We start from the raw sequence: 25,110 nt of genomic DNA on the forward strand, positions 1-25,110 counted from the left end.
TGATCGCGGGGTGTTTTTTTGGTGACATTGTTTATATTTTGATACGTAGGATCGCGGCGGCGTACGGCGGCAGCGGATAAACGTTGTTATCGCATTTGAAATCTGAATCCTTGGGCGACACCGATTCAGGCAGGTCGATCGTATTTGCGTCCTTCGGATTCCCGGAGGTCAGCACCGTTTGTATGCCTTGCACCGGAACGTTTCCAGCGCCGTGAATATGGATTTCCGTCTCCAATAGATAAGGAGAAGGATTAACCAGTTTGATAATCAGTTCGCCTGCTGTACGGTCCAAAGTTGAAACGGATGTTAAATACGGAATCGGTGCCGACTGGTACTCGTGGATGAGCTCTCCATTTAGGAAACACTTTACCGTGTCATTGACGATAGTCACCTGCATATGCTGCCAATCCGATTCCTGGACGGTGATCTTTCTGTTGGGCGCCAATTTGACGCGAGACCAGCCGACGATGCGTACCAGGCGGCTTTCCCCATCCGAATCTAATTCCCATAAGAGATAATTCTGCTTGTCCCATGGCAGATGGCGGTCGAGCAGGCGAAGCCGAATCCCTTCTGAACCTAGTAGCGCTTTGACGGAAACGTCATACTGGCTCCAAGAAGGATCGCCAATCCACAGCGTGCCGTGGAACTCCCTGCACTGCGGCTGACTGCCGGATAAACGGTTCAGGCGCAGCAGGGTTTCACTGCCGCTGCTTACGATGAGATCCCGAATCCGATCAAGCGCCTTCTCCTCGACGCCCAAGCCTCCGTAAAGGTCGGCCGAACGGCTTTCTGTAGCGACATAGCTATCTACCACGTACTCTCCGCGATGCTCGCCGAACATCTTCTGAATGTGAAAGGAAGGCGTGCCGCACACTCTCGTTCCGTCAAAATAGATCAAGCTGGGATCCCACACGGTGTGATGAATATTGGCGAATAGCGGAGCATACGACGACATGGTAACCAGGTCCTGATTTCTTTCCATGCCCGTCATAAAAGCCGCCTCGCTGAGCGCACCGAGCAGGGTGCCGGTCTTATTGTCAACGATCATCGCATATTCACCAACATAGATCTTAGGTCCGCTGCGGTCATAATGGTCATACATGTCATGGTATTGCTGATAGAAATCGTTATCCGCGTAGAAGTGCTCATCCACGATCTCAACCGGCAGCCCCTTCGTCTCCGTCCCCACTTCCCAATGCGTGTTCCATATGGTCACGATTTCCGGATATTTCTCTTTTACGGATTCATAGAAAACCCGGTATCTGAGGTTATATTCGGGTCCGAAATTTTCGTTGCCGATCTCTAAGTATTTCAGTCCAAAAGGTTCGGGATGGCCGTGCTTGGCACGCAAGGAGCCCCAATAGCTGGTGACCGGCCCGTTCGCGTATTCGATGGCGTCGAGCATATCCTGCACCCATTCGGACAGATCCTCCATCGGGATCATTTCACCGGGCCTGCCTTGGCAGGTTAATCCGCAATTCACCACGAACATCATCTCCAATCCCATATCTTCCGCCATTTGAAGATACTCATGATACCCGAGGCCGTTCGTCGTTCGGTACTGCCACAACGTCCAATGAGAGGTTCTTTCGGATAGGTCTCCTATCGTTTTTTTCCATCTGTATGCAGTCTCGACGGAGAATCCTTCCACGAAGCAGCCTCCGGGGAACCGCAGGAAGGAAGGCTTCAGCTGCTGAAGCATGCCGACCAAATCAGGACGCAGCCCGTTCTTTTTATGAAGGAAGGTGGTCGCGGGGAACAAGGAAACGAGCTCCAGCCAGAACGTTCCCGCTGATTGCGTGGAGAACGCGAGTATCGCCTCGGCGTCATCTCGGTCGCTTTCCAGCGTCAATTCATACTTCAGCCATTCACCGGAGGTTAAAGTAACCGAACCAAAGGCATAAACGTTTCCCGAACGATCTTCTAGGGTGATCTCGAGATCTCCCTGGAATCCGTCGGCTTTCTTCCCATAAAACGAAAGGTTGTACGTCTCCCCGGATCGAACGGGAATGCCCCAAAAACCGGTATTGCAGACGGATACTCTGCCGTGCGGAACGGATGCCGCCTCAACCCTCAGGGAAATCGGATTTGTTTCATTGAGCGGAAGCTCATCGTCGAGTTTGATTTCAGCTTCGCATCCTTCTGAAATTTGTGTATACCAGCCGGGAATGGGATCGGTATGTTCAAAAGGCGAGATCCAGCCGGCAGGAGAATGAAGCTTGCAATTTTCGACATGGCATCTGTCCGGAACCAATGTATCTTCGAAAGACCGGTTACGGATCAGCTCCGCGTAGATCCCTCCGTCTCCGGCATGACTAATTTCTTCAAAAAATAGCCCGTACAGAGTTGAGCTTACCGGAAAACGGATTTTATCCGCATGAATAGTTACATTCGCTGATTTGCGCATGAGCAGGCACTCCTTTTCGGTTATCTAAAACTGCTACCATTATAGAACAGGACGTTCCTCAAAGCTTTCAATATGACGACATTGCGCTTGTGTTTTGATGACATGCTGAAATGCTGCGAAAGTCAGATTATCGAAAGCGGAAAGTCGTATTATTGGTAGGTGTTCTGCCGGATACTTCTTTAGAATGAGAATCAAAGCACTAGTATAAAAATGATTATACCCAGCAAGGCAAAAACAGAACAGTAGGGAGAGCAATGAACATGACCTTTACCGAGAAGACCCGCATTGGCACGATCTACAAAAATGAAGCGGCCCGCGGGATTATCATGCGCCGGATACCGGCGCTGCACACAGCTGCGCCGCATATCGCGTCCCTCTTTAAGAGCCTGTCCCTGGATCAATACTACCAATTTAATCAAGAAGAGCTGTCGCAGTCGAATTGGATAGCGGAAACGCTGTCCGAGCTGGCTGATATACCTTATGAAGGGTTAAGCGGAGAGCAGGAACCCGAAACGATTCCGTCCGCCGATTACGAGCCTGCCGGTGTCCCGTCCGCTTCCGCTGTCGTTCAGGCGCCTGCTCTGGCCGAGCAATGGGGCGTTTACGAAGTCGAGCTTAAGGGCCCAAGCCACGGCAATCCCTTCACGGAAGTTTCCCTTCATGCCGAGTTCAGTTCAGGCGGCAAGATCGTCCGAATGGGGGGATTCTACGACGGAGATGGGATATACCGCATTCGCTTCATGCCGGATATCCAGGGTGACTGGAAGTTCCGTACATCCAGCAATGCGCGGTCGCTCGATGGGATTGAAGGAGTATTCCGGAGCGTGGAGCCTTCCCCAGGCAACCACGGCCCTCTGCGTGTGAAGGATATTTTCCATTTTGCCTACGCAGACGGAACATCTTACATTCCTGTGGGGACAACCTGTTACGCTTGGACTCACCAAGGGGACGATTTGGAGGAACAGACGCTCGAAACGTTAAAAGCTTCCCCGTTCAATAAGATAAGGATGTGCGTTTTTCCAAAATCGTACCTGTTCAACGAGAACGAACCTGTCTATGATCCCTTTGAAGGCTCCTTGGCGGAAGGCTGGGATTACACAAGACCCAATCCAGCATTCTTCGAGCATCTCGAGAAACGGATTGCGGATTTGGGCAGGCTGGGTATCGAGGCGGATCTCATTCTGTTTCATCCTTACGACCGCTGGAGCTATTCGGAAATGCCTCCGGCAGCGGACGACCGTTATCTTCGCTATATCACGGCGCGGCTTTCCGCATACCGCAACGTGTGGTGGTCGCTGGCAAATGAGTATGATCTAATGTGGTCCAAGGAGGAGGGCGATTGGGAGCGGATTGCAAAAATAATCAAAGAAAACGATCCGGTCGACCATCTCATTTCGAACCACAATTGCCTAAGCTTTTACGATTATAGCAAGCCGTGGGTTACGCATTGCAGCATTCAGCGCATAGACGTCTACAAAACCTCGGAGGCAACGAACGAATGGCGCGAGAAGTGGAAAAAGCCCATCATAATCGACGAATGTGCGTACGAGGGGGATATCGATCAAGGTTGGGGCAATATTAGCGGAGAAGAGATGACCCGCCGTTTTTGGGAAGGCGCGGTTCGCGGGGGATACGTAGGCCATGGCGAAACCTATCTCAATACGGATGAAATTCTATGGTGGTCCAAAGGCGGTAAACTTACGGGAACTAGTCCGGAACGGATTGCTTTTCTTCGCAGAATTACGGAAGAAAGTCCTGGAGGCGTGCTCAATCCGCTGCCGTCTGACTGGGATGTGCCTTGCGCGGGAATCAAGGACGATTACTACTTGTATTATTTCGGATTTAACCAGCCTCGTTTCAGGAAATTCAACCGCAAGCCGGGAATCCTGTACCAGGTCGAAGTAATTGACACGTGGATGATGTCCATAGAGAAGCTTCCGGGTACTTATGAGGGTTCTTTCCAAATTGAGCTTCCGGGGAAAGCATACATGGCAGTGAGACTAATAAAGGTTGACACAAAACACGTATGAAAAGGAGAACGAAAATGAAACAAATCAATGGTGTTAACCTAGGGAATTGGCTTGTTTTAGAAAAATGGATGAATCCTGTTATGTTCTCCGGAACAGAATGCGAAGATGAGACATGGCTATGCAGAACTTTGCCACATGATATAAAGGTCGACAGATACACCCAACACAGAGCTACTTACATTACGGAACGGGACTTTGCTTATATTGCAAGCAAAGGATTAAACACTGTACGTATCCCAGTCCCCTATTTTATTTTCGGAGATGTAGAACCATTTGTAGGCTGCGTAGAGTATCTAGACAAGGCGTTTAACTGGTCAGAGAAATACCATCTTCAGATTCTGATTGACCTGCATACGGTTCCGGGAAGTCAGAATGGTTTTGACAACGGTGGAATTTGCGGAGTATGCAAATGGAGTCAAAATCCGGAGGCAGTGGAGTTTACGCTGACACTTCTGGAGCGTCTGGCGCAGCGCTATGGAACTAGGAAAGGATTATGGGGAATTGAGATCCTCAATGAGCCTATATCTGAAGAAGTGTGGAATCTCGTCAATATCCCCGATCGCTATCCCGCAGTGGATAAGGAAGAGGCGGAGGGCTCCGGTCCGGTACCGAGCGAGTTTCTGCGAATCTTCTATGTTGAGGCGTACCATAGAATGAGGAAGTACTTACCGACAGAAAAGGTAATTGTATTTCATGATGGATTCCGGCTCCATGAGTGGAAGGACTTCATGAGAGAAGAAGAGTTTGTGAATGTTGTTCTTGATACGCATTTATATCTAATGATAGCAGAAGTAATGGGCTGTGAGAAGAATTTGGATGCCTACATCCATTATATCGATAACAACTTCGCTAAAGATGTTGCCGAGATGCAGGCCTATTTCCCGGTCATCGTTGGAGAGTGGTGCCTCTTCAACAATACTGAGGGCCTGAAAGAAATGAAAGAAGAAGAGCGGAAGCACTTATATATGAAAATTGCTAATGCACAACTGCAAGCGTGGGAGAAGGGGCAAGGCCAGTTTTACTGGAGCTATAAATTATTGCTGGATACGGTCGGCGATTCAGCGTTAGAAGGCTGGGACAGCTGGGATATGGGCAAAAGCATTGAGCAGGGGTGGCTGCCTGATCGGTATTGAAGTAAACGAAGTGGTTGACGATTATCTGAATTTGAAAGAAAAGGGCCAGCTTTAATTTGGAGAAAGGGGCTGTCTGCAAAGGTCAATAAAGACCTTGTAGGACAGCCCCTGCGTATTACTTAATGCCTGAAATGGCGTAGTTCTCGATAATATGCTTCTGGAAGAAGATAAATATAATGATAATTGGCACGACCATAAACGTAGAGCCGGCCATTTGAAGCGCATAGTTGCCGCCGTATTGCCCTTTAAGAAGCGACAAGCCGACGGAGAGGGTGTAAAGCTTCTCATCATTGGCGATAATGAGCGGCCATAGGAAGCTGTTCCACCCGCCGATGAAGGCAAGAATGCCTTGTACTGCGAGAATAGGCTTCGAGATTGGAAGCACGATCTGCAGGAAGGTGCGGAATTCACTCGCGCCGTCAAGACGAGTCGCTTCAAGCAGCTCATCCGGAATGGTGGACATAAACTGACGGAACAGGAAGATGCCGAAAGCTCCGACAAGGCCAGGCAGCACGACACCGATCATCGTATTCGTTAGGTGCATCTCATTTAGGATCAGGTAGACCGGAATCATGGTAACCTGACCTGGAATCATCATCGTAGCGAGCACGATATAAAACAAGTTATTGCTGCCCTTGAATTTATATTTCGCAAAAGCGAATCCGGCCATCGCATTCATGAATAAGCCGATAAAGGAGAAAAAGACGATTATGAGCGTGTTTTTTAAATAGACGCCAAAGTTCATATTTTCGAACAAGTTTTTAAAGTTTTCTGTCGTGAATCGCTCAGGCAGCAGGGTAGGCGGGATATTCTGAATCTCGCCCTCGGGCTTGAAGGCAGAAAGGATCATCCATACGAAAGGAAGGATGACCAATACCCCGCCGACTGCGAGGCATATGCCCAGTATCCACTTGAGCGCTTTTTCGCCGTTTGAGGCGCTTGACGCTTTTGTTTGCGAACTCATCCATTACACCTCCGTTAGATTATAGATCCGTTTCTTTGTTCTGAAATCTGAATTGAACCAGCGTAATCATAATGATGGCAATAAACAGGACGAACGATCCCGCTGCCGCATATCCGAAGTTGCTAAGCTGGAATCCGTTGCGGTAAATGAACAATGCTACGGAGGTCGTGCTGTCAAGCGGCCCGCCGTTTGTCATAATGAATGGCTCCTCGAAAAATTGCAGCCAGCCGATCATTGTCGTGATCGATACGAAGAAGATCGCGAAGCGAAGCATTGGAATTGTAATATGGACCAGTTGCTGCCATGTGCTTGCGCCATCGAGCTGGGCTGCCTCGTAATATGATTTCGGAATGCCTTGCAGAGCGGCGATAAAGATGATCATATTTAGACCGATCCCTCTCCATACCGCCATCAAAATAAGCGATATTTTCGCCATGATCGGATCTTGAAGCCATGGGACGGTAGGCAGATGGATGGAGTCGAGTGCAAAGTTAAGCAAACCAAATGCAGGGTTGTAGAGAAAACCCCACACGACCGCAACGGCAACAACGTTCGTAACCGAAGGCATGTAATAAATCACGCGGAAAGCTTTGAACGCACGATTCGCGCCAAAATTAATCATGATCGCTATGGCGAGCGAACATAGGATGACGAGGGGAACACCGATAATAACGTAAAACAACGTATTCAATATGGCTTTCACAAAAACAGGATCGGCCAGCACATCTACATAGTTTTTGAATCCGACGAAAGAAATATTGGACCAATCAGCGAGGCCAGCCAAGTCCATATTCGTAAAGCTTATTATCAAGGCTACGAGGATCGGCAACAATGAGAATAAGGTAAGTAAAATAAGCGTTGGTGCGATAAAAAAATAAGGTGCCTTGCTCTGGGAGATTCCTTTCATATACGACCCTTCCTTTGCTATGAGCGTCTGGCTTCAGCCATTCCTAATGGAACCGGCAGCGGCTCCGTATTAGGAGCGCTGCCGACACCAGCGATCATTATTTATTCAAAATTTGCTCTGATTTAGCGTTGAAGCTGTCCAGTTCCTTCTGTACGTCTGCGTTGCCCCTATAAATTTTCTCGAATGTGGATAGAACGCTTTGGGCAATTTCTTCCCACTGCTTAATAACCGGCATGGGCTCCGAGCTGTTCAATTGCTCGCCAATGACTTTCAAGTTAGAGTCAGTCGTCAAAGCTTCGTCTTTCCATGCTTTTTTCGTGGAAGGAAGGGAGTTCGACAGCTCAAGCCATTTTAATTGCGTCTCAGGCTTGCTCATGTAAGCTAGAAATTTCAAGGCTTCCTCTTTATGCTCTGTATATTGGAACACGGACAAGTTTGAGCCGCCTAGGGAAGATAAGTTGTTTTCTTTCTTAGGAAGAACGGCTGTAGCCCATTTGTCTTTAAGCTCAGGAGCTTGGTCGTTGATCAGTTTAATCATCCATGGGCCGCTTATGAACATTGGCAGAATGCCATCGCCCTTGAACGCAGGGATGATGTCAAGGCCAAGATCAATCGGCGCAGAGCCGTCTTTAAAGAAGCTGTTCAAGTAGTTGACCGCTTCAATAAACTCCGGTTGGTTGAATAACGGCTTATTGTTCTCGATAAGCTTCGAGCCGTTTTGACGAGCGAACATGAATAGAAGCGATTGCTCATTTACATCAAGGCTGATGCCGTACTTGTTTTTGCCGCGAGCTTTGAGCTTTGTTGCTGCATCCTTAAGCTCGTCCCACGTTTGCGGCGCTTGATCATAGCCGGCTTCCTTTAGAAGGTCTGTACGGTAGTAAAGCACGCGAGTATCGATATACCAAGGCACGCCGACTGTAGCATTTTCGTATTTGGTCGTTGAGATCGATCCAGGAAAGAAATTCTCTTCAGCGAGTTCCGGATATTGCTCGATGTATGGAGTCAGGTCCATAAGCGCCTTGGCGGAGCCGAATTCAGGAATCCATGTCGTTCCCATTTGAAGCACGTCAGGTCCCTTCTTGGAAGCGACAGCCGTCAACAGCTTATCATGCGCCGTATCCCAAGGAAGCGCCTGTACATTGACTTTAATGTTAGGATTCTCGCTTTCGAATTGCTCAGCGATTTTTGGCAATGCTTTGGCTTCTTCACCCATGCCCCATACGTTGATCGTTACTTTGCTGTCACCAGCTTTGCCATTTCCATTGCCTCCGCAGGCAGTGAGTGCTCCGCTAAGCAGAATAGTGCTGGCTAGCGCGGTTGCTACCGATTTTTTAAACATAAAATATTCCTCCCGAGTAAATGATTCTAGTAAGTACTATGCAGTAAAGATGTGCAAGTTATGCACGAAGGCGGGTGTCGTTTCAACCCTAATGCTGAACAGGACAAGCAGTATGCTGCTGACACATCTGATGAAGCAAAAACGTTCGCCACATCTATTTTAGAATTTCTTTTTATGTGGTGAAACGTTTCGATCAGCAAAAACATTCCCCATTTTTCTCTTTTAACTAGACGGTAATTGTGTTTCGAAACGTTTCGATCTCATTATAGATCAATCTGTAATCGTATTCAAGCCCTTTTTTAGAAAGAAAATAGGATATTAATAGTGAAAATTATGTTTATTTCTATCTGAAACAGTCATTGACGACTCATTTTTAATTGTTTATAATCCAAAATAGGCATCAATAGAAACGTTTCGATTGCATAAATCATAAGGTAATAACTATCGTTTTGTTATAAAGATGAACGGGCCTGCAAACATTAATGATTAGAATGATAGCTAGAATGGATACAACGAGGGAGGAACACGGATATGGTGAAACAACCTGCGGAACTTCTAAAGCTCATGACGCTTGAGGAGAAGATTGGTCAACTGCTGCAGCTGGCGGCGCCTTTCTTTCAAGGTGCGGATGGACAAATAACTGGGCCGATGGCGGAAATGGGCATAACGGAAGGTACGGTACGCAATACGGGTTCGGTGCTCGGCTTAACAGGGGCTGATGATGTCATTAACGTCCAGAAGCAGCATTTGGCGTCCAATCGCTTAGGAATACCACTGCTCGTTATGGCGGATATCGTCCATGGTTACAAGACGATCTTCCCCGTTCCGCTGGCGATCGGATGCTCGTGGGATTTGGAGCTGGCTGAACAGAGCGCGGAGATTGCTGCCAAGGAAGCGGCGGCAGCCGGGGTTCATGTCACTTTCGCTCCGATGGTCGATCTCGTGCGCGACCCAAGATGGGGCAGAGTGATGGAATCGACCGGTGAGGATCCTTATTTGAATAGCGAGTTTGCGAGAGCGTTCGTAAGAGGTTTCCAAGGGAAGGATCTTGCAAATGATGTCAGCCGCGTCGCAGCCTGCGTAAAGCACTTTGCTGCATATGGAGCTGCGGAGGGTGGACGCGACTATAATACGGTCGATCTATCCGAGCGCCAGCTTCGCGAGTTTTATTTGCCTTCCTATAAGGCTGCGTTGGATGAAGGCTGCGAGATGGTTATGACCGCATTCAATACGGTAGACGGCATACCGGCTACTGGCAACAAGTGGCTCATGCGTGATCTGCTTCGCGGAGAATGGGCGTTTGACGGCGTCATGATCTCCGATTGGGGCGCGGTAAAAGAGCTGATCCCGCATGGTGTTGCGGCGGATGAGGCGGAAGCGGCGATGAAAGCGCTCAGGGCGGGCGTAGATATCGAGATGATGACGACCTGTTACATGGATCATCTACAGCATCTTGTGGAGTCGAATGAAATGGACGAAGCGCTGATCGATGAGGCTGTGCTGCGTATTCTAGAGCTGAAACAAAAGCTTGGATTGTTCGAACAGCCATATCGGGGTGCAAATGCGGAGCTTGAGCAGGAAATCGTAGGCTCTGCAGCTCATCTGAAGGTTTCGCGGGAGCTGGCGCTTAAATCCTGTGTTCTCTTGAAAAACGATGCTGTTCTTCCGCTTGGACGGGAACAGAAAATTGCATTAATCGGTCCGTTTGCAGCTAACGGCGATATTCTTGGTCCATGGTCTTGGCTAGGCTCCAAGGACGAGGCTATTCAGCTCGCAGCAGGTATCGGTAGCCAAATTGATGCGTCGCTGCTCTCTGTGACTGAGGGCTGCGGCATTGAAACGGCGACAGATGAGCAGTGGCAAGCGGCGCTTGCAGCGGCGAGCCATGCAGATGTCCTTGTGCTGGCGCTTGGCGAGCATTCCGATATGAGCGGGGAAGCGGGTAGCAGGTCCAATATCCAGCTGCCGCGGGTGCAGGTGGAGCTGGTTGCGAAGCTGAAGCAGCTCGGCAAGCCGATGGTCGCTGTCTTATTCAACGGGCGACCGCTTGATTTGCACGGCGTTATCGATCAAGCAGATGCGGTGCTGGAAGCTTGGTTCCCAGGAACAGAAGGAGGAGCAGCTATTGCTGCGCTGCTGTTCGGTGAATCGGAGCCAACCGGAAGGCTGACGATGTCATTTCCTTATTCCGTCGGCCAAGTGCCGGTCTATTATAACCGGTTCAATACTGGCCGACCGCAGGGTGCGCCGGATGCGCAGGTGAGATACGTATCGCAATATTTGGACATTCCGAATGAGCCGCTGCTGCCGTTTGGCTACGGGTTAGGGTATACAACCTTTAAATACAGCGAAGCGGTGATGGCTGGGGATACGATGAGTGCTTCGGAACCATTGCATGTAAACATAACCGTGACGAACACGGGGGCTCGCGCTGGCGAGGATACCGTGCAGCTGTACGTGCGGGACATGGCAGGCGATGTCGTTCGTCCGCTGCAGGAGCTGAAAGCATTCCGCAAGGTTATGCTGCAGCCGGGCGAGAGCCAAGAAGTCTCCTTTACGCTGGAGGAGAAACAGCTGCGCTATTATCATGCTGATCTTACCTTTGCCAGCGACCCTGGCGAATTTGAACTTTATATCGGTCCTAATAGCCGGGATGTAACCGCGCTTAAATTCAAACTAAGCAAGTAGAAAGGCAGTGGGAAGCATGGAAGCTGTAATCGATACGCTGAAGGCGATGGATTTGGTACAGATAAAAGCAGGACACCTGTCGTTTGATTTTCTAAACAGCGGGGATCTTTCGAGAGCCGTTTATCAAGGAACGATGCTGAATCAAGTGGTGTCGAGTTCTGTTGACGGTTCGCTTAATAATATTTATTTGCGCATGCATAGCGCAGAAGGCATTGCTTACGAGCCGCTGCTGGGCATTCGTTCAACGAGCCGGATGTCGGCTGCAGGCGGACGCCTGCTATGGGAGGGGACCGCATTTGGCGCCATCTCCTACCGGATTATTTTCACCGCGACAAGACATGGCATTTGGTTCTGGGATGTAACGGTTGATTCGCAAGGAAGCGAAGCGAAGATCGATATCATTTATGGTCAGGACATCGGACTCGCCGATATCGGCGCGGTGCGGACTAACGAGGCTTATATGTCGCAGTATATCGATCATAAGGCGTTTAAAGACGAGGAACAAGGCTATGTGCTGTGCTTCCGTCAGAATCAGCCGATGCAAGGCGGCGCCTTCCCTTATATGCAGCATGGCTCGCTTACAGGGGCGGCTGGCTATTCGACGGACGGCTTCCAATTTTTCGGCCTCAGCTATAAGGAAACGGATGTGCCTGAAGCGCTTGGCAAGCCTCAGCTGGCAAATGAAGTATACCAATACGAATTTGGATATGCAGCGCTGCAATCGGAACTTACCCAGCTTAAGGGGGAAGCGCGCTTCGTATTTTACGGATTGTTCAAGGTAAATCACCCTGCTGCTGTCGATTCGCGGGCGTTTGGCTCGGAAGTTCGGAGTGCTTGGGAAGAGACTGAACGCACCAAAGAGGCTGATCTTGCAGCTGCTTCTGAGCCTGAAGCTAAAGTTGAGTTCGCAGCAGCCATCGGTTCACCGTTACGTACGGCATCGATTACAACGGCGGAGATTGACGCCTATTTTCCTTTCCGCCACCAAGAGGAATGGCAGGACGGCAAGCTGCTTTCTTTCTTCACTGACAGCCATGAGCATGTTGTGCTGAAGGAGAAGGAGTTGCTTGTTGAGCGTCCGCATGGTCATATTCTAATGTCCGGCGGCAACGACAAGATGACTGAGAACGTAATGACAACTACTTCATATATGTACGGCATTTTCAATTCACAGCTGCTGGCTGGCAATACAAACTTCCATAAGATGCTTACAAATGCCCGCAGCGCTCTGAATACGCTCAAGACATCAGGTCAGCGCATCTATGTGGAGCTTGAAGGGACGTACCGCCTACTCACGATGCCTTCGATGTTCGAGATCGGGTTCAACTATGCCCGTTGGTATTACAAAATGGCAGACGATACGCTGATGATTACGAATTTCACGACAGTTGATACGCCTGAAGTGCGTCTCCACTTGCGGTCGGTGAACGGAAAAGCTTATCGCTTCCTCGTTACGAACCAAGTGTCGATGAACAACAATGAGTTTGAGCTTCCATTCCGTATGGAGCAAACGGATAGCGTGCTTACGTTTAAAGCGGACCATGAATCGTTTAGCACCTCCGTTTTCCCTGATCTGCAATATCGGATGAGCGTTGATGGAGCGGATATGATGGCAGGCGATGAAGGCTTGCTTATCAGCGGTGTTAAGCCCGGGGCAGCATCGTTAGTAGTTCTTTTGCTTGGCGCGAGCGCAGAATGGACGATTACCATGCAAGGACTGTTGCATGGCGAGGATCTGCCGTTTACAGAACGGAAATCGGAGCTGGAAATCGAGCGCTACCGTGAATTTTTCCGGAATGTGATGAACGGCTTCCGCTTATCCGGGGAAGGGACTGTGGAAGCTGCGGCAGAGCTGGACAAAGTAAACGCATTGGCATGGTGGTACACGCACAATATGCTCGTCCATTATTCTGTTCCGCATGGATTGGAGCAATACGGCGGCGCAGCATGGGGAACGCGCGACGTCTGCCAAGGGCCGACGGAATATTTCATGGCGATGCGCAAATACGAGCAGGTCGCGGAGATTCTTAAAACGGTTTATTCGCATCAATACGAGGATGACGGCAATTGGCCCCAATGGTTCATGTTCGACCGGTACTTCCGCATTCAGCAGGAGGAGAGCCATGGCGATATTATTGTATGGCCGCTGAAGGTGCTGGGCGATTACCTCGCTGCGACGAAGGATTACAGCATTCTGCAGGAACGCGTTCCATATACGGTACGCCACAAGGGTGAATTTACGACGGAATCGGTAACGCTGCTTGAGCATGCGTTGAAGGAAATTGCTTATATGAAGGATCACTTCCTGCATGATACGCATTTGTCTTCGTATGGCGACGGTGATTGGGATGATACACTTCAACCGGCAAATGCACAGTTGAAGCAATATATGATCAGCAGCTGGACCGTAGCGCTGACGTATCAGGTGATTGCACAGTTTGGACGAGTGCTGGAGTCCGTAGATGCGGTGCAGGCAGCTGAGCTTACGGAACTTGCATCCGCAATCAAAGAAGATTTCAACCGATATATGCTTCAGCAGGAAGTTATTCCGGGCTTTATCTATATGGAGGAGCCGGGCGATGCGAAGCTGATGCTTCACCCTACGGATACGACTACTGGCATTCACTATCGACTGCTCCCAATGACGCGCAGCATGATCAGCGAGCTGCTGACGGAGGAGCAAGCAGCGGAGCATTACCGCATTATTAAAGAGCAGCTGTATTGCCCGGATGGCGTGCGGCTCATGGATCGCCCTGCGCAGTATGCAGGCGGCGTAAGCACAAACTTCAAGCGGGCGGAGCAGGCAGCGAACTTCGGCCGTGAGGTTGGCTTGCAATACGTCCATGCTCATATTCGCTATGCAGAGGCAATGGCGAAGCTGGGCAAGACCGATGAAGTGTGGCAAAGCCTGCTAATGATTAATCCAGTCGGACTGCGCGATGTCGTGCCAAATGCAGAGCTGCGCCAAAGCAACTCGTATTTCAGCAGCTCAGACGGCAAGTTCAATAACCGTTATGAAGCACAGGAGCGTTTCGGCGAGCTTCGAGAAGGCACGGTGCCGGTTAAGGGCGGCTGGCGAATTTATTCAAGCGGCCCAGGCATTTATATGAACCAATTGATTTCGAATGCACTCGGCATTCGCCAATCAGACGGCGAGATGGTCATCGATCCGATTCTGCCTGCCAAGCTTGACGGCATGCAATTCGAATTCATGTGGAACGGATTGCCGATTACCTTTGTCTATCGCATCAGCGATGCAAAGCAGATAACAAAAGTAACGATTAACGGCAAAGAAATGCCGTTAATGCCGTCTGCTAACCGCTATCGTACAGGCGGTATGCAATTGCCTGGCGAGCAATTTAAAGCGAACCTGAATGCGGCATCCAACCAGATAGAAATTTTTATGTAACAAGCAAACTGGCGGTATCCAAGTACCGCCAGTTCTTGTGCTATAATGAACGGAAAATGATTGATGGGAGCGAGTGCTGTGGTTAGTATTAAGGATATCGCTAAACAAGCGGGGGTCTCGATCTCGACGGTATCTTACGCGCTTAACGGCAGCCCTAAGGTGACAGATGAGACGACAGCAAGAATATGTGCTATCGCCAAGGAATTGAATTATGTCCCGAACGCTGCTGCAAGATCGCTCAAGACGAGGGAAACGAAAATTATCGGTGTCTTTCTTACGGACTTCAGCGGCGCGTTTTATGGCGATCTCCTACAAGGAACGAAGGAGATTTTGACGCAAAAGGGCTATGACCTAATTGTGTGCAGCGGCAAGCAGTCCCATCGAATGCTGCCTGAGCGGATGATTGACGGAGCCATTATATTGGACGAGACATTCGGCAACGAAGAGCTGCTGAGCTATGCAGAGCGCGGGCATAAGCTTGTTGTGCTGGATCGGGAGCTTTTGCATCCGAATATTAATCAGGTGCTGCTCGACAACAAGGCGGGAGCTATGCTGGCGGCGGAATATCTGATCGAGCAAGGTAACGGAACGCTTTACGTCGTAACGGGACCTAGCGGCTCGTATGATTCGAAGCAGCGGCTGCAGGCAGTCAAGCAAGCGGTAGAACGGACAACTGGCGTTAAGCTGATCGTAATAGAAGGCGACTTCAATAAGTCGGCGGGGGAGCGGGCAGCTGCAAGAATAATGGCGGAAAACAGCGGAGATTTGGTCTCTGCGTCTGTGTTTTGCTTCAATGATGAGATGGCGATCGGCATGTTTAATTATTTGGCGGGGAAACATCCGAACATTCGGATCGGAGAACAAATTCATATCGTTGGGTTCGATAATATGGAGCTGGCTTCGTATACGCAGCCGCGCCTATCTACGATTGATTATTCGAAACGCAAATGGGGCGCGCTTGCAGCCGAGCAGCTGATCAAGCTGATAAGCGGCGATTCAGTGGAAAATGAACGGATATATGTTACGCTAATCAAAGGTAATTCAGTCAACACGGCGAAATAAAACAAAATGGCAGAAAATAAACGATTCTCTATCCAATGGATAGGGGATTTTTTTGTTGTTTAGGAAATTATGCATTCTCGGATGATGCTGATAACGATACTGCGGTAGCAGCCGGAGAGCAGCGGGGGAGCAGATAACGAAAGCTAACGGAAGCCAGAGATGCTAAAGCTCTATTTTTGGTTAGCGTCATATTTTAACGGAAGTGGGAGACGCTATTCCGCAGAAATGAAGCGAAATCGGGCATGCAGGGTACAAATAGAGGCGCGTATTTCCGTTAGAATCTTGAAACGAAACATAAAGGCGATTTAGCGTCTGTGGTTTCCGTTAGAAGTGTGAGCTGATGCGTCTGCGATTTCCAATCACCCGCAGGATGCTATTGTTCATGATGCTTGAACTTTTTATAGTCGATTTGCGAGAGTTGTCCTGGGGAATAAGAAAAGTTCTAAACCAGCCGGTTTTGGGCAGTGTAATACCGAGCGGTGGGAGTGCGCGTATGGTTGGTTACCCTACCCTAAAGAATGGCATGAAAATGATCATAGGGACTTAGCTCAGCTGGGAGAGCGTTCCAATAGCATGAAGTTACTGCAAAAGCACAGGATAGCCTCAGCACGGGGAGTAGGAGACGTGAGGATTTGAGAAGCGGCATGGAGCATGGGGAAAGTTGAGGGAAAAGATGATGCGTGTGCTCGTTTGTGTGAAGGATATGGAGCCTACACAAACATGCCTAGAACAAAGGCGGCAGCATCACAAGCTTTGCCGTGACAGCGAATAATCAGACAGAGTAGTAGTAGTAGGCTATCCTGCACATTTACAGGGTAGCCTACTCTTTTTAATGGTTTAGGGCAGCTATCCTGTACGTAAGCAGGATAGCTGCCCACAATGGAGATCAGATGGCTGGAAATGAGCTGAAATGACGATCTATAGTGCGTGAGTGCAGGATAGGTTAGCTAGAGCGTCTTAATAGCATGAAGTTACTGCAAAAGTGCAGGATAGCCTCAGCACGGGGAGTAGGAGACGTGAGGATTGGATGAGCGGCATCGAGCGTGGGGAAAGTTGAGGGAAAAGACGATGTGTATGTTACGTGAGTGCAGGGTTGGTTTGCTCGTACGAGTATGAGTTGGTTGGTTACACACACCAAGAAAAAATGAATAGCTGAATTTTAGAATTATCACGGGGGCTTAGCTCAGCTGGGAGGAACGCTTGCATGGCATGCAAGAGGTCAGGGGGGGCAGTCAGCGCGAAATCGATGAAAGCGCGATGATTGACGGCGCTGGCGGAGGGCGGTTGTTCATCAGCATTATATTTCCTCTGTTAAAGCCCGTCACTTCCACTATCGTTGTGCTTGAATCGATAAATGTATTCAATGACTTCGTCAATCCGCTTTACTTCTTCCCAGGCTCGAATAACGCGACGGTGCAGTTAACGCTGTATAACTTCATGAGCCGGTTCACGACATCGTGGAATTTGCTGTTCGCCGATATCGTTCTAATCTCGATCCCGATGCTCATTCTGTTCATCTTCTTTAATAGACGAATTGTAGCCGGCATGACGGCAGGCGCCATTAAAGGGTAATTGAGCCATTCCTTTTGTGAAAGCTGTCTCGATCGGAAAGGTTTTTGTCCCGAACCGCCATGAATAAGGCGGAAAAAGACAGTATGATGGAAACATAAAGCGTTTACAACTAGGATGACTTGTTGATTTGGCTATTGCTCTTAACTAGCAACATCATTATCCCAAACCGAGGATGAAAGGAAGTTGAACATGGCGGTCAAAATCGGAATCGTAGGCATGAACGGCATCGGAAACAACCATGCGAACTGCTATAAGGAGGATGAATTGGCTGATGTCGTTGCGGTATGCGACGTCATCAAGGAGCGCGCCGACGCGGCTGCGGAGAAGCATGGCGTAAAGGCGTACTATACGCTTAAGGACATGATCGAGAATGAGCCTGACCTTCAGGTCGTCGATGTGACGACAGGCGGCATTGACAACGGCAGCTGGCATTTTGAACCGGCGATGGAGGCGATGTCTTACGGAAAGCATGTGCTGGTGGAGAAGCCTCTGTGCAACGATGTGCGCGAAGGCCGTCAAATGGTCGCTTTTGCTGAGAAGCAGAAGGTGTATCTGGGCTGCAACCTGAACCATTACTTCACGCCGCCGGCGGAGAAGGCGAAGCAATATATGGATAGCGGCGAGGTGGGTGAACTGGTCTATTGTTTGGCCAAAATGGGATTCAACGGCGGTGAGCTCAACTATGCCCTTGCCGGCTCGGACAAAATCAAAGGCCATCCCTATTTTCATATGCGGGCGTTTCTAACCCACCCATTCAGTGTGATGCGCCATTTCTGCGGCGATATCACGCATATCCAGACGTTTTCCGATCGTCCCGGCTTCCGGCGCAGCGCAGGCGACGTTATGGTGTCCATCAACAGCATCCATATGAAGTTTGCCAACGGCGGCGTCGGCTATTTGCTCAGTCAGCGCGGCGATGCGGTCTACGGTCTAGGCGGCTGGTGGAGTCTGGAGGTAGCGGGCTCGAAGGGGACATTCACCATTGAGAACTGCGTTGAGAAGGTGTCGTTCTGGAAAGCGAATAAAGGCATTCCGGCTATCAGCGTTCAGCCTGAGCCTGAGGTGACTGATTTCGGTACGAACGATTTCAACCGGACGTTCAACAACCGGCTGCATGCGTTTCTAGAGGATGTTAATGGCAAGGTTTCTCCCGATGCACTGCGCGCCAGCGGACGAGATGCGCTTGCTGTGCTGGAGTATGTGCACGCGGTGCAGGAATCGTACGAACGGGGTGGCGAGGTTGTGCGGCCGCAGCCGCTTCCTCCGCTGCACGGTGATCCGTTTTATCTGAAATAATCACAGTGGCTTTACTAATCAATCATTTAGGGGGACTTCATATATGATTAAATTAGGTGTCAATTCCGTGCTGTTCAAAGAGTTTGATTTTGCCACAGCGGCGAAGCATATTGCAGCTTGCGGCTACGATGGCGTAGAGATCGCAGCAATTCAAGGAATGTGCGAGCATCTGGACCTCAGCCGCTGGAAGCAGCAGAAGAGCGGACTGCAGGCGATTGTGCAGGAGAACGGACTGACGTTTCTCTCCACTGAGGTTGCGTCGCTCAAAGAGGAACGGCTGCTTCCGGCCTTCGAAGCTGCTGCTGAGATCGGTATTCCCATTGTCAACGTTGGCCCTGGCGGGAAGCTGGGAGTCGAAGAAGATCTGCAGGCGTCGATTGAGATGCTTGCGCGGATGGCGGAGAGGGCCGCGTCGTTTGGCATTACGCTCTGCGTGAAAGCACATGTCGGCAACGCCATTCACAATACGCCGACGACGCTGCGAGCGATGGAGGCCATCGCCTCATCGGCATTCGGCATCGACATGGACCCTAGCCATATCCACCGTGCCGGTGAAAATGCCGAGAAGGCGCTGCCTGCCGTACTCAGCCGCGTGAAGCATGTTCATATCCGCGACTGCAAGGGACGAGAGCAGGGGCCGGGGCCGATCGCCCTGCAGGCGTGCGGACGCGGCGACATCGATCTGTACGGCTACTGCAAGGCCATGGTGGACGGAGGCTACGAAGGACCGGTCGTCGTTGAGGTCATCGGCTCAGCACCGGAGCACACGCTTGCGCAAGTATCCATCGTAGCCGCTGAGTCGTACGGTTACCTGAATGCCGTCCTTAAGCAGCTGAACGCGCGATAATAGCATTATTTTCATCCAAAAGGAGGAATTTAATATGGCCAGTAAGAAACCTAATATTCTACTGTTCGGCATCGATAGCCTTCGCCGGGATCATATGAGTGCGTACGGTTATTCGAGGCTAACTACGCCGCATCTTGATAAAATTGCAGCTCAGGGCGTTCTGTACGAGAAGCATTTCAGTCCGGGCATTCCGACAACGCCGGCTTACGCATCGATGCTGACAGGCATGGATGTGTTCGGCACCAACGTTGTGGCGCTGCGCCACGAAGGACCGCTCGGCGGTCACGTCAGGACACTGCCAGAGGTTCTCGCTGAGAACGGCTATAATACAACGTGCATCGGCTTCACGGGCAATCCGTCATCGCGCGGTTTCCATACGTATCTCGATTATGAATCTTGGGTCCCCGATGAGTCGGGACGCACGCCCAAGGCGCAAAACCTGAATGACGTCGCCATTCCAGAGCTGGAGCGGCTGGCGGCGGAAGATAAGCCGTTCCTGCTGTTCATGCGGCATATGGATCCGCATTCGCCGTATTTGCCGCCTGCGCCGTTCGAGCGGATGTTCTATGGCAAGAACGAGAAGGACCCGGCTAACGATTCAATGGAGCCGGTTTATAATTTCAAGCCGTTCGCGGACTTTCTGAAGTCATGGATTCCGGAAGGCGTTACCGACGAAGCATACGTCAGCGCGCAATATGACGGCGCAATCGCTTATATGGACGCTTGTATCCAAAGCATCTTCGAGAAGCTGACTACGCTCGGCTTGGAGGAAGAAACACTGGTCGTGATCACGTCGGATCACGGCGAGACGCTGTATGAGCACGACTGTTATTTTGACCATCACGGCCTGTATGACTGTACGCTTGTCGTGCCGCTCATCATCAAGTTTCCCGGCCGTTTGCCTGCGGGAGAACGGATAAAGGCTGTCTCGGTGATCTCGGATATTATGCCGACTCTGCTGGACTTGATTGGCATCGACAGCGGTATTTCCTTCGACGGCCGCAGCCTCACGGAGCAGGCTAAGAGCGAGGAAAAGGAGCAGATTAGCGAGCTGTATCTGACGGAATGCACATGGATGCGAAAGCACGGCTGGCGGACATCAGAATGGAAGCTGATTCGCGCCCTTGAGCCGGATTTCCATTTCAAGCCGGAGGTAGAGCTTTACAATCTGATCCGTGATCCGGAGGAGAACATTAATGTGGCGGACCAGGAGCCGGAGGTCGTGGCACTGCTGACGAAGCGGATGGAAGACCATATCGCAAGGCGCGAAGAGCAGACGGGCCGTACGAATCCGATCTATACGAACTTGAACTGGCACGGCAAGGGCGAGGCGTTCACCTCGTCGAAGCAAGCGTACGAATCGCTGCATATCGGCAACGTGATCGGCGCACGCTCCCTCCAAACCAAGGAGGAGGCGGCATCCAAATGATTCGGGTTGCGGTGGTCGGGGTCAACAATATCGGAAAAATCCATTGCCGCGCCTACCGGCAGCATCCGGACACGGAGCTTGCGGCTGTCTGCGATCTGATGCCGGAACGCGCGGAGGCGGCAGGAATTGAACATGGCGTCTCCGCCTATACCGATCTCAGAGAGCTGTTAGCTAAAGAGCAGATCGATGTAGTTGCGGTGGCAACCGCGGGTGTGGAGAAGGGCAGCCACCATTTCGAGCCGGCGATGATCGCAATCGAAGCGGGCAAGGACGTCCATGTGGAGAAGCCGATCTCCAACCGGATCGAGGAAGCGAGGACACTTGTCGCAGCCGCCAGGGAGAGGGGCGTCCGGCTTGCTTGTAATTTAAATCACCGCTTTACGCCGGCTGCTTACAAAGCGAAAGAATTAATGGACGCGGGCAAGCTAGGCTCCCTTCTGTTTCTCAATATGCGGCTGACCATTCAGAATCCGCAGGAGGATACGGAGTGGCTGCATATGCGTGCTCTGCATCCCCATTCCATCGATGTCATGCGCTATTTTGCCGGTGATATAAAGCGGGTGCAGGCGTTTATGACCAAGGCGCCGGGGAGACAGAGCTGGTCCACCGCATCTGTCAATCTGGAGTTTGCATCAGGCGCGGTCGGCCACTTGACCGGCAGCTACGATATGTCGATGCGCCATCCGATTGAATATTGCGAGGTGGCAGGTAATGCAGGCCGATTCGTTATCGACAACGTATACGAAAGCATGACGTATTATCCGCATCAATCCGACGAGTTGACCGTGGTCCGCAATTCGCTTTTTGGCGGGATGCAGGGCTTCAATGATACGTTTACACATCGGATCAACCGATTCATCGAACAGATTAAGGCAGGCGATGCGCCGGATGCGATCGAGGCGTCCGGAGCGGATGCGCTTGCCGCACAGGAAGTGATCGAAGCCGCGATCCAATCGCATCAGTCCGGCGGTATGCCTGTTGACGTACCCGTGAGAGGATAAGCGAAAGAACTTGGCGAGAGGAGACGATCAGCATGGACAGACAACATGGCTCGGTTATATGGTTCATGGGATTGTCGGGAGCGGGCAAAACGACGACGGCTCGGCATATAGCGGCGGAGCTGCTGCAGCAAGGACGGCATGTAGAGCTGCTTGACGGTGACGAGCTAAGAGAGACGATCTGCAAAGGGCTTGGCTTCTCCCGCGAGGATCGGATTGAGAATATTAGACGGATCGTCTATGTGGCTAAGCTTCTTTCTCGAAATAGCGTGGATGTGCTCGTCTCCGCCATTACACCCTATCAAGAGATGAGGGACTACGCCCGCTCGCAGCTGCCTGGATTCGTGGAAATTTACGTGCAGTGTCCGCTTGGCGAGTGCGAGCGTCGTGACGTGAAGGGTTTATATGCAAAGGCGAGAAACGGCGACTTGCGCCAATTTACCGGTGTTTCTGATCCGTTCGAAGTGCCGCAGTCCCCTGATTTTGTGATCGATACTGCTGCAGCCTCGCTGCAGGATAACAGCAAGGCTGTGATTGGCTGGCTGCATACTAATTTGCGCTTTTTGCAAGCAGCGCAGAGAGCATAACCCGAGAGGCGATTGATTACGGGATCACCGGATCACCGAATATCCCGAAGGAGACGGCATACTATGAAGATCATACTGATATCGCTGGATACGCTTCGCGCCTCAAGGCTCAGCGGGTACGGCTATCCGAAACCGACCAGCCCATATTTGGACCGAATTGCGGGGGAAGGCGTGCTGTTCGAGCGCGCTTATGCCGCCGACATTCCGACCGAAGTGGCGCATACCGGCATTTTTACAGGCAAAGTCGGACTTACGACAGGGATTGTCTCCCATGGCTCCGAGCTTACGCATCTGCCTAAATCGACTCCGTGGCTTCCGAACCTGCTGCGCGGCGCCGGTTTCACGACGTCTGCGGTAGACAATCTATATCAGCTTAAGGAATGGTTTGCGCGCGGCTACCGCTACTATACGAATAGCGTTGGCGGCAAGCGCTGGATCGACGGCCAGACTGTCAACGATCTGGCATTTCCATGGCTGACGGAGCACAAGGACGAATCATTCTTTTTGTTCCTGCATTATTGGGACGCTCATACGCCTTATTTGCCGCCGGAATCCTATATTCCGGACTTTTATGAAGCAGGGCGGGACCCGTATGATCCTGACAACCGAAGCATGGAGCAGGCTTACAATCATCCCGCTTACCCTTTCTTCAAGCACCACCATTACGATCTTGTCGGTCCTGTGACCGACAGCGCCTACTATGACGCGCTATACGACGCAGAAATCCGCTATCTTGATGATCATCTTAAGGAACTCGACGCTCATTTGGAGAATTTGGGTATCAAAGAGGATACGCTGCTCATTCTGTTCGGCGATCATGGCGAGAGTCTGACGGAGCACGATATCTATTGGGATCATTGCGGCTTGTACGAGCCGACCGTCCATGTACCGATTATTATGCGGTGGCCTGGCCGTATTCCAGAGGGACGCAGAGTATCGGGCCTCGTGCAGCAGGTAGACATTATGCCTACAGTGATGGAAGCGATACGCAGCGAAAAGCCAGACGGCATCGACCTTGTGAAGGTTGCAGACCCGCCGGCTATGGACGGACGAAGCTTATGGCCCTCTATTCGCAGCGAGACGGAAGGTACGCACGACGCCGTTTATCTGAGTGAATGTGCCTGGCAGGCGGCGCGCGGCGTACGGACGAACCGCTACAAGTTTATCCGCACATACGACGCGGGACCGTTTACTAGACCGCCAAGAGAGCTGTATGATCTAGATGTCGATCCGGAAGAGCTGGTGAATCTCGCAGAGCTGGAGCCGGAGCTGGCTCACCAGCTGGAACGGCAGCTGGAAGATTGGGTAGAAGCGAAGCTGAGCGGTCGCGAGGACCCGAAGGACCGGCAGCTCCGCGAAGCGGGACTTCCGTTCCGAAGGCGCATAGAGCAAATTCTGGCGGAATCAGGGATGACATGGGACGATTGGTTTCAGGATCCGCGCCGTGAGCGATTCGATCAGGCGACACACGGGCTGAATGAACCGATCAGCGGATCTTGATCCGATTACGACGCGGGGGGATGAAGGATGGAACGAATAGTGGGAAGCAATGCTTACATGAAGGATGAATTTCCGTTCTGGATCACTCGGACGGTACAAACTACGATTGCCGAACACGGGCACGAGTTCATTGAGCTCGTCTATGTGGTGCAAGGACAGGGCGTCCATATCTTCGAAGGCAACCATTACAACATTCATGCGGGCGACGTGTTTATTATCAATCCCGGCGAGACGCACGCTTATTCCGTAGAGTCTGGCGGGCAAATGGAAATCGTCAATTGCTTGTTTATGCCTTCCTTTATTCCCGATGCGTTGCTTCAGGAGCTTGAAATAACGGCATCCATGGACTACTTCTACGTGCATCCCTTCCTCAAGCAGGATGTCCGCTTCAACCATTACCTGAATCTGAACGGCCAGGAGGCATCGTCCGTGCTGGCGCTGCTGGATAACATGATCCGCGAGCTCAGCAGCCGCAGCTCCGGGCACAAAACGTTGATCCGCCTGCAGATGGTGGAGCTGCTTGTGCTGCTGTCCCGCTATTACGCCTATATGCAAAGCCATCGTGTCCAAAGATCCTCGCGCCAATCGGAACGAGTGATGATGGCTAGACGGATTTCCGGCTATCTTGAACGCCATTTTGACAAAAAAATTACGCTTCAGGCGCTATCCGGCTTGTTCAATGTCAGCACCCGGCAGCTGAATCGACTGATACGCGAGGAGTTCGGCAAGAGTGTATTCGATCTGCTGCACGAAATTCGCATCGAACGGGCGAAACGAATACTGCTCGAATCCGATGAGAAGGTCATCTGTATCGCGACTATAGTCGGCTACGATGACCCGTCATTCTTCAGTCGACTGTTCGTCCGCTATGCCGGCTGCTCGCCGCGCGAGTACCGAAACGGCTCACATATCAGCCGGAAAGAAAGGAGCGGGTAGCGC

16 protein-coding genes and 1 pseudogene are annotated in these 25,110 nt (G+C 51.0%); 13 read left to right on the plus strand and 4 right to left on the minus strand.

Translation table 11 applies throughout. From position 1 onward, the window contains the following. Positions 1-31 precede the first annotated feature (31 nt). Positions 32-2,407 (minus strand): alpha-L-arabinofuranosidase C-terminal domain-containing protein, encoded by a 2,376-nt coding sequence (locus MHI37_RS10455; RefSeq protein WP_076334916.1) that lies wholly within the window; start codon positions 2,405-2,407, stop codon positions 32-34. A gap of 260 nt (positions 2,408-2,667) precedes the next feature. Between MHI37_RS10455 and MHI37_RS10460 the strand changes: the two genes are divergently transcribed. Further along, the gene (locus MHI37_RS10460) at positions 2,668-4,437 is read left to right on the plus strand and encodes a DUF5605 domain-containing protein (RefSeq protein ID WP_076334917.1); all 1,770 of its coding nucleotides are present in this window, start codon (positions 2,668-2,670) and stop codon (positions 4,435-4,437) included. A 14-nt stretch (positions 4,438-4,451) separates the two neighbouring features. Continuing rightward, the gene (locus MHI37_RS10465; protein WP_076334918.1) at positions 4,452-5,570 is read left to right on the plus strand and encodes a cellulase family glycosylhydrolase; all 1,119 of its coding nucleotides are present in this window, start codon (positions 4,452-4,454) and stop codon (positions 5,568-5,570) included. A 115-nt stretch (positions 5,571-5,685) separates the two neighbouring features. On the opposite strand, the gene MHI37_RS10470 is transcribed toward MHI37_RS10465, so the two are convergent. The 3 genes from MHI37_RS10470 to MHI37_RS10480 form a co-directional block, all read right to left on the minus strand. Then, a complete protein-coding gene (locus tag MHI37_RS10470; RefSeq protein WP_076334919.1) occupies positions 5,686-6,534 on the minus strand; it encodes a carbohydrate ABC transporter permease in 849 nt (282 codons plus the stop codon). 19 nt (positions 6,535-6,553) lie between these two features. Next, on the minus strand, positions 6,554-7,441 hold the full coding sequence (locus tag MHI37_RS10475) for a sugar ABC transporter permease (RefSeq protein WP_076334920.1): 888 nt from the start codon (positions 7,439-7,441) through the stop codon (positions 6,554-6,556). A 97-nt stretch (positions 7,442-7,538) separates the two neighbouring features. Continuing rightward, entirely contained in the window at positions 7,539-8,783 is a 1,245-nt protein-coding gene (locus MHI37_RS10480; protein ID WP_076334921.1) for a sugar ABC transporter substrate-binding protein, read from the minus strand. 531 nt (positions 8,784-9,314) lie between these two features. Between MHI37_RS10480 and MHI37_RS10485 the strand changes: the two genes are divergently transcribed. The 11 genes and pseudogenes from MHI37_RS10485 to MHI37_RS10535 all read left to right on the plus strand — a co-directional run bounded on the left by MHI37_RS10485 (position 9,315) and on the right by MHI37_RS10535 (position 25,107). Next, the gene (locus MHI37_RS10485; protein ID WP_076334922.1) at positions 9,315-11,471 is read left to right on the plus strand and encodes a glycoside hydrolase family 3 N-terminal domain-containing protein; all 2,157 of its coding nucleotides are present in this window, start codon (positions 9,315-9,317) and stop codon (positions 11,469-11,471) included. Positions 11,472-11,487: 16 nt separating this feature from the next. Continuing rightward, positions 11,488-14,880 carry a cellobiose phosphorylase gene (locus MHI37_RS10490; protein WP_076334923.1) on the plus strand — a complete coding sequence of 1,131 codons (3,393 nt, stop codon included), beginning with the start codon at positions 11,488-11,490 and terminating at the stop codon, positions 14,878-14,880. Between the two features lie 78 nt (positions 14,881-14,958). After that, complete coding sequence (locus MHI37_RS10495; protein ID WP_076335027.1) at positions 14,959-15,942, plus strand: LacI family DNA-binding transcriptional regulator; 984 nt, start codon at positions 14,959-14,961, stop codon at positions 15,940-15,942. A 1,236-nt stretch (positions 15,943-17,178) separates the two neighbouring features. Continuing rightward, positions 17,179-17,514: pseudogene (locus MHI37_RS10500) on the plus strand (ABC transporter permease subunit); the annotation flags it as partial. 189 nt (positions 17,515-17,703) lie between these two features. Further along, positions 17,704-18,810 (plus strand): Gfo/Idh/MocA family oxidoreductase, encoded by a 1,107-nt coding sequence (locus tag MHI37_RS10505; protein WP_076334924.1) that lies wholly within the window; start codon positions 17,704-17,706, stop codon positions 18,808-18,810. A 43-nt stretch (positions 18,811-18,853) separates the two neighbouring features. Next, a complete protein-coding gene (locus tag MHI37_RS10510; protein WP_076334925.1) occupies positions 18,854-19,657 on the plus strand; it encodes a sugar phosphate isomerase/epimerase in 804 nt (267 codons plus the stop codon). A 34-nt stretch (positions 19,658-19,691) separates the two neighbouring features. Beyond that, on the plus strand, positions 19,692-21,086 hold the full coding sequence (locus MHI37_RS10515) for a sulfatase (RefSeq protein WP_076334926.1): 1,395 nt from the start codon (positions 19,692-19,694) through the stop codon (positions 21,084-21,086). Next, positions 21,083-22,087, plus strand: coding sequence for a Gfo/Idh/MocA family oxidoreductase (locus tag MHI37_RS10520; protein ID WP_076334927.1), 1,005 nt, complete (start codon positions 21,083-21,085; stop codon positions 22,085-22,087). Before MHI37_RS10515 ends, MHI37_RS10520 begins: the two co-directional genes overlap by 4 nt. Then, positions 22,084-22,671, plus strand: coding sequence for an adenylyl-sulfate kinase (gene cysC / locus MHI37_RS10525; RefSeq protein WP_306010654.1), 588 nt, complete (start codon positions 22,084-22,086; stop codon positions 22,669-22,671). The genes MHI37_RS10520 and cysC overlap by 4 nt, the downstream gene beginning before the upstream one ends. A gap of 63 nt (positions 22,672-22,734) precedes the next feature. Beyond that, positions 22,735-24,171 (plus strand): sulfatase, encoded by a 1,437-nt coding sequence (locus MHI37_RS10530; protein WP_076334929.1) that lies wholly within the window; start codon positions 22,735-22,737, stop codon positions 24,169-24,171. Between the two features lie 27 nt (positions 24,172-24,198). Further along, the gene (locus MHI37_RS10535; protein WP_076334930.1) at positions 24,199-25,107 is read left to right on the plus strand and encodes an AraC family transcriptional regulator; all 909 of its coding nucleotides are present in this window, start codon (positions 24,199-24,201) and stop codon (positions 25,105-25,107) included. The last annotated feature ends 3 nt before the right edge of the window (positions 25,108-25,110 follow it).

The organism is Paenibacillus sp. FSL H8-0548 (genome assembly GCF_038630985.1).
In the GTDB taxonomy this organism is placed as follows: domain Bacteria; phylum Bacillota; class Bacilli; order Paenibacillales; family Paenibacillaceae; genus Pristimantibacillus.

Coding starts and splice junctions, on each gene's coding strand:
- MHI37_RS10470 (WP_076334919.1), bottom strand. CDS start 6,534: ATGAGTTCGCAAACAAAAGCGTCAAGCGCCTCAAACGGCGAAAAAGCG.
- MHI37_RS10460 (WP_076334917.1), top strand. CDS start 2,668: ATGACCTTTACCGAGAAGACCCGCATTGGCACGATCTACAAAAATGAA.
- MHI37_RS10455 (WP_076334916.1), bottom strand. CDS start 2,407: ATGCGCAAATCAGCGAATGTAACTATTCATGCGGATAAAATCCGTTTT.
- MHI37_RS10520 (WP_076334927.1), top strand. CDS start 21,083: ATGATTCGGGTTGCGGTGGTCGGGGTCAACAATATCGGAAAAATCCAT.
- MHI37_RS10505 (WP_076334924.1), top strand. CDS start 17,704: ATGGCGGTCAAAATCGGAATCGTAGGCATGAACGGCATCGGAAACAAC.
- MHI37_RS10485 (WP_076334922.1), top strand. CDS start 9,315: ATGGTGAAACAACCTGCGGAACTTCTAAAGCTCATGACGCTTGAGGAG.
- MHI37_RS10510 (WP_076334925.1), top strand. CDS start 18,854: ATGATTAAATTAGGTGTCAATTCCGTGCTGTTCAAAGAGTTTGATTTT.
- MHI37_RS10490 (WP_076334923.1), top strand. CDS start 11,488: ATGGAAGCTGTAATCGATACGCTGAAGGCGATGGATTTGGTACAGATA.
- MHI37_RS10535 (WP_076334930.1), top strand. CDS start 24,199: ATGGAACGAATAGTGGGAAGCAATGCTTACATGAAGGATGAATTTCCG.
- MHI37_RS10515 (WP_076334926.1), top strand. CDS start 19,692: ATGGCCAGTAAGAAACCTAATATTCTACTGTTCGGCATCGATAGCCTT.
- MHI37_RS10530 (WP_076334929.1), top strand. CDS start 22,735: ATGAAGATCATACTGATATCGCTGGATACGCTTCGCGCCTCAAGGCTC.
- MHI37_RS10475 (WP_076334920.1), bottom strand. CDS start 7,441: ATGAAAGGAATCTCCCAGAGCAAGGCACCTTATTTTTTTATCGCACCA.
- MHI37_RS10465 (WP_076334918.1), top strand. CDS start 4,452: ATGAAACAAATCAATGGTGTTAACCTAGGGAATTGGCTTGTTTTAGAA.
- MHI37_RS10480 (WP_076334921.1), bottom strand. CDS start 8,783: ATGTTTAAAAAATCGGTAGCAACCGCGCTAGCCAGCACTATTCTGCTT.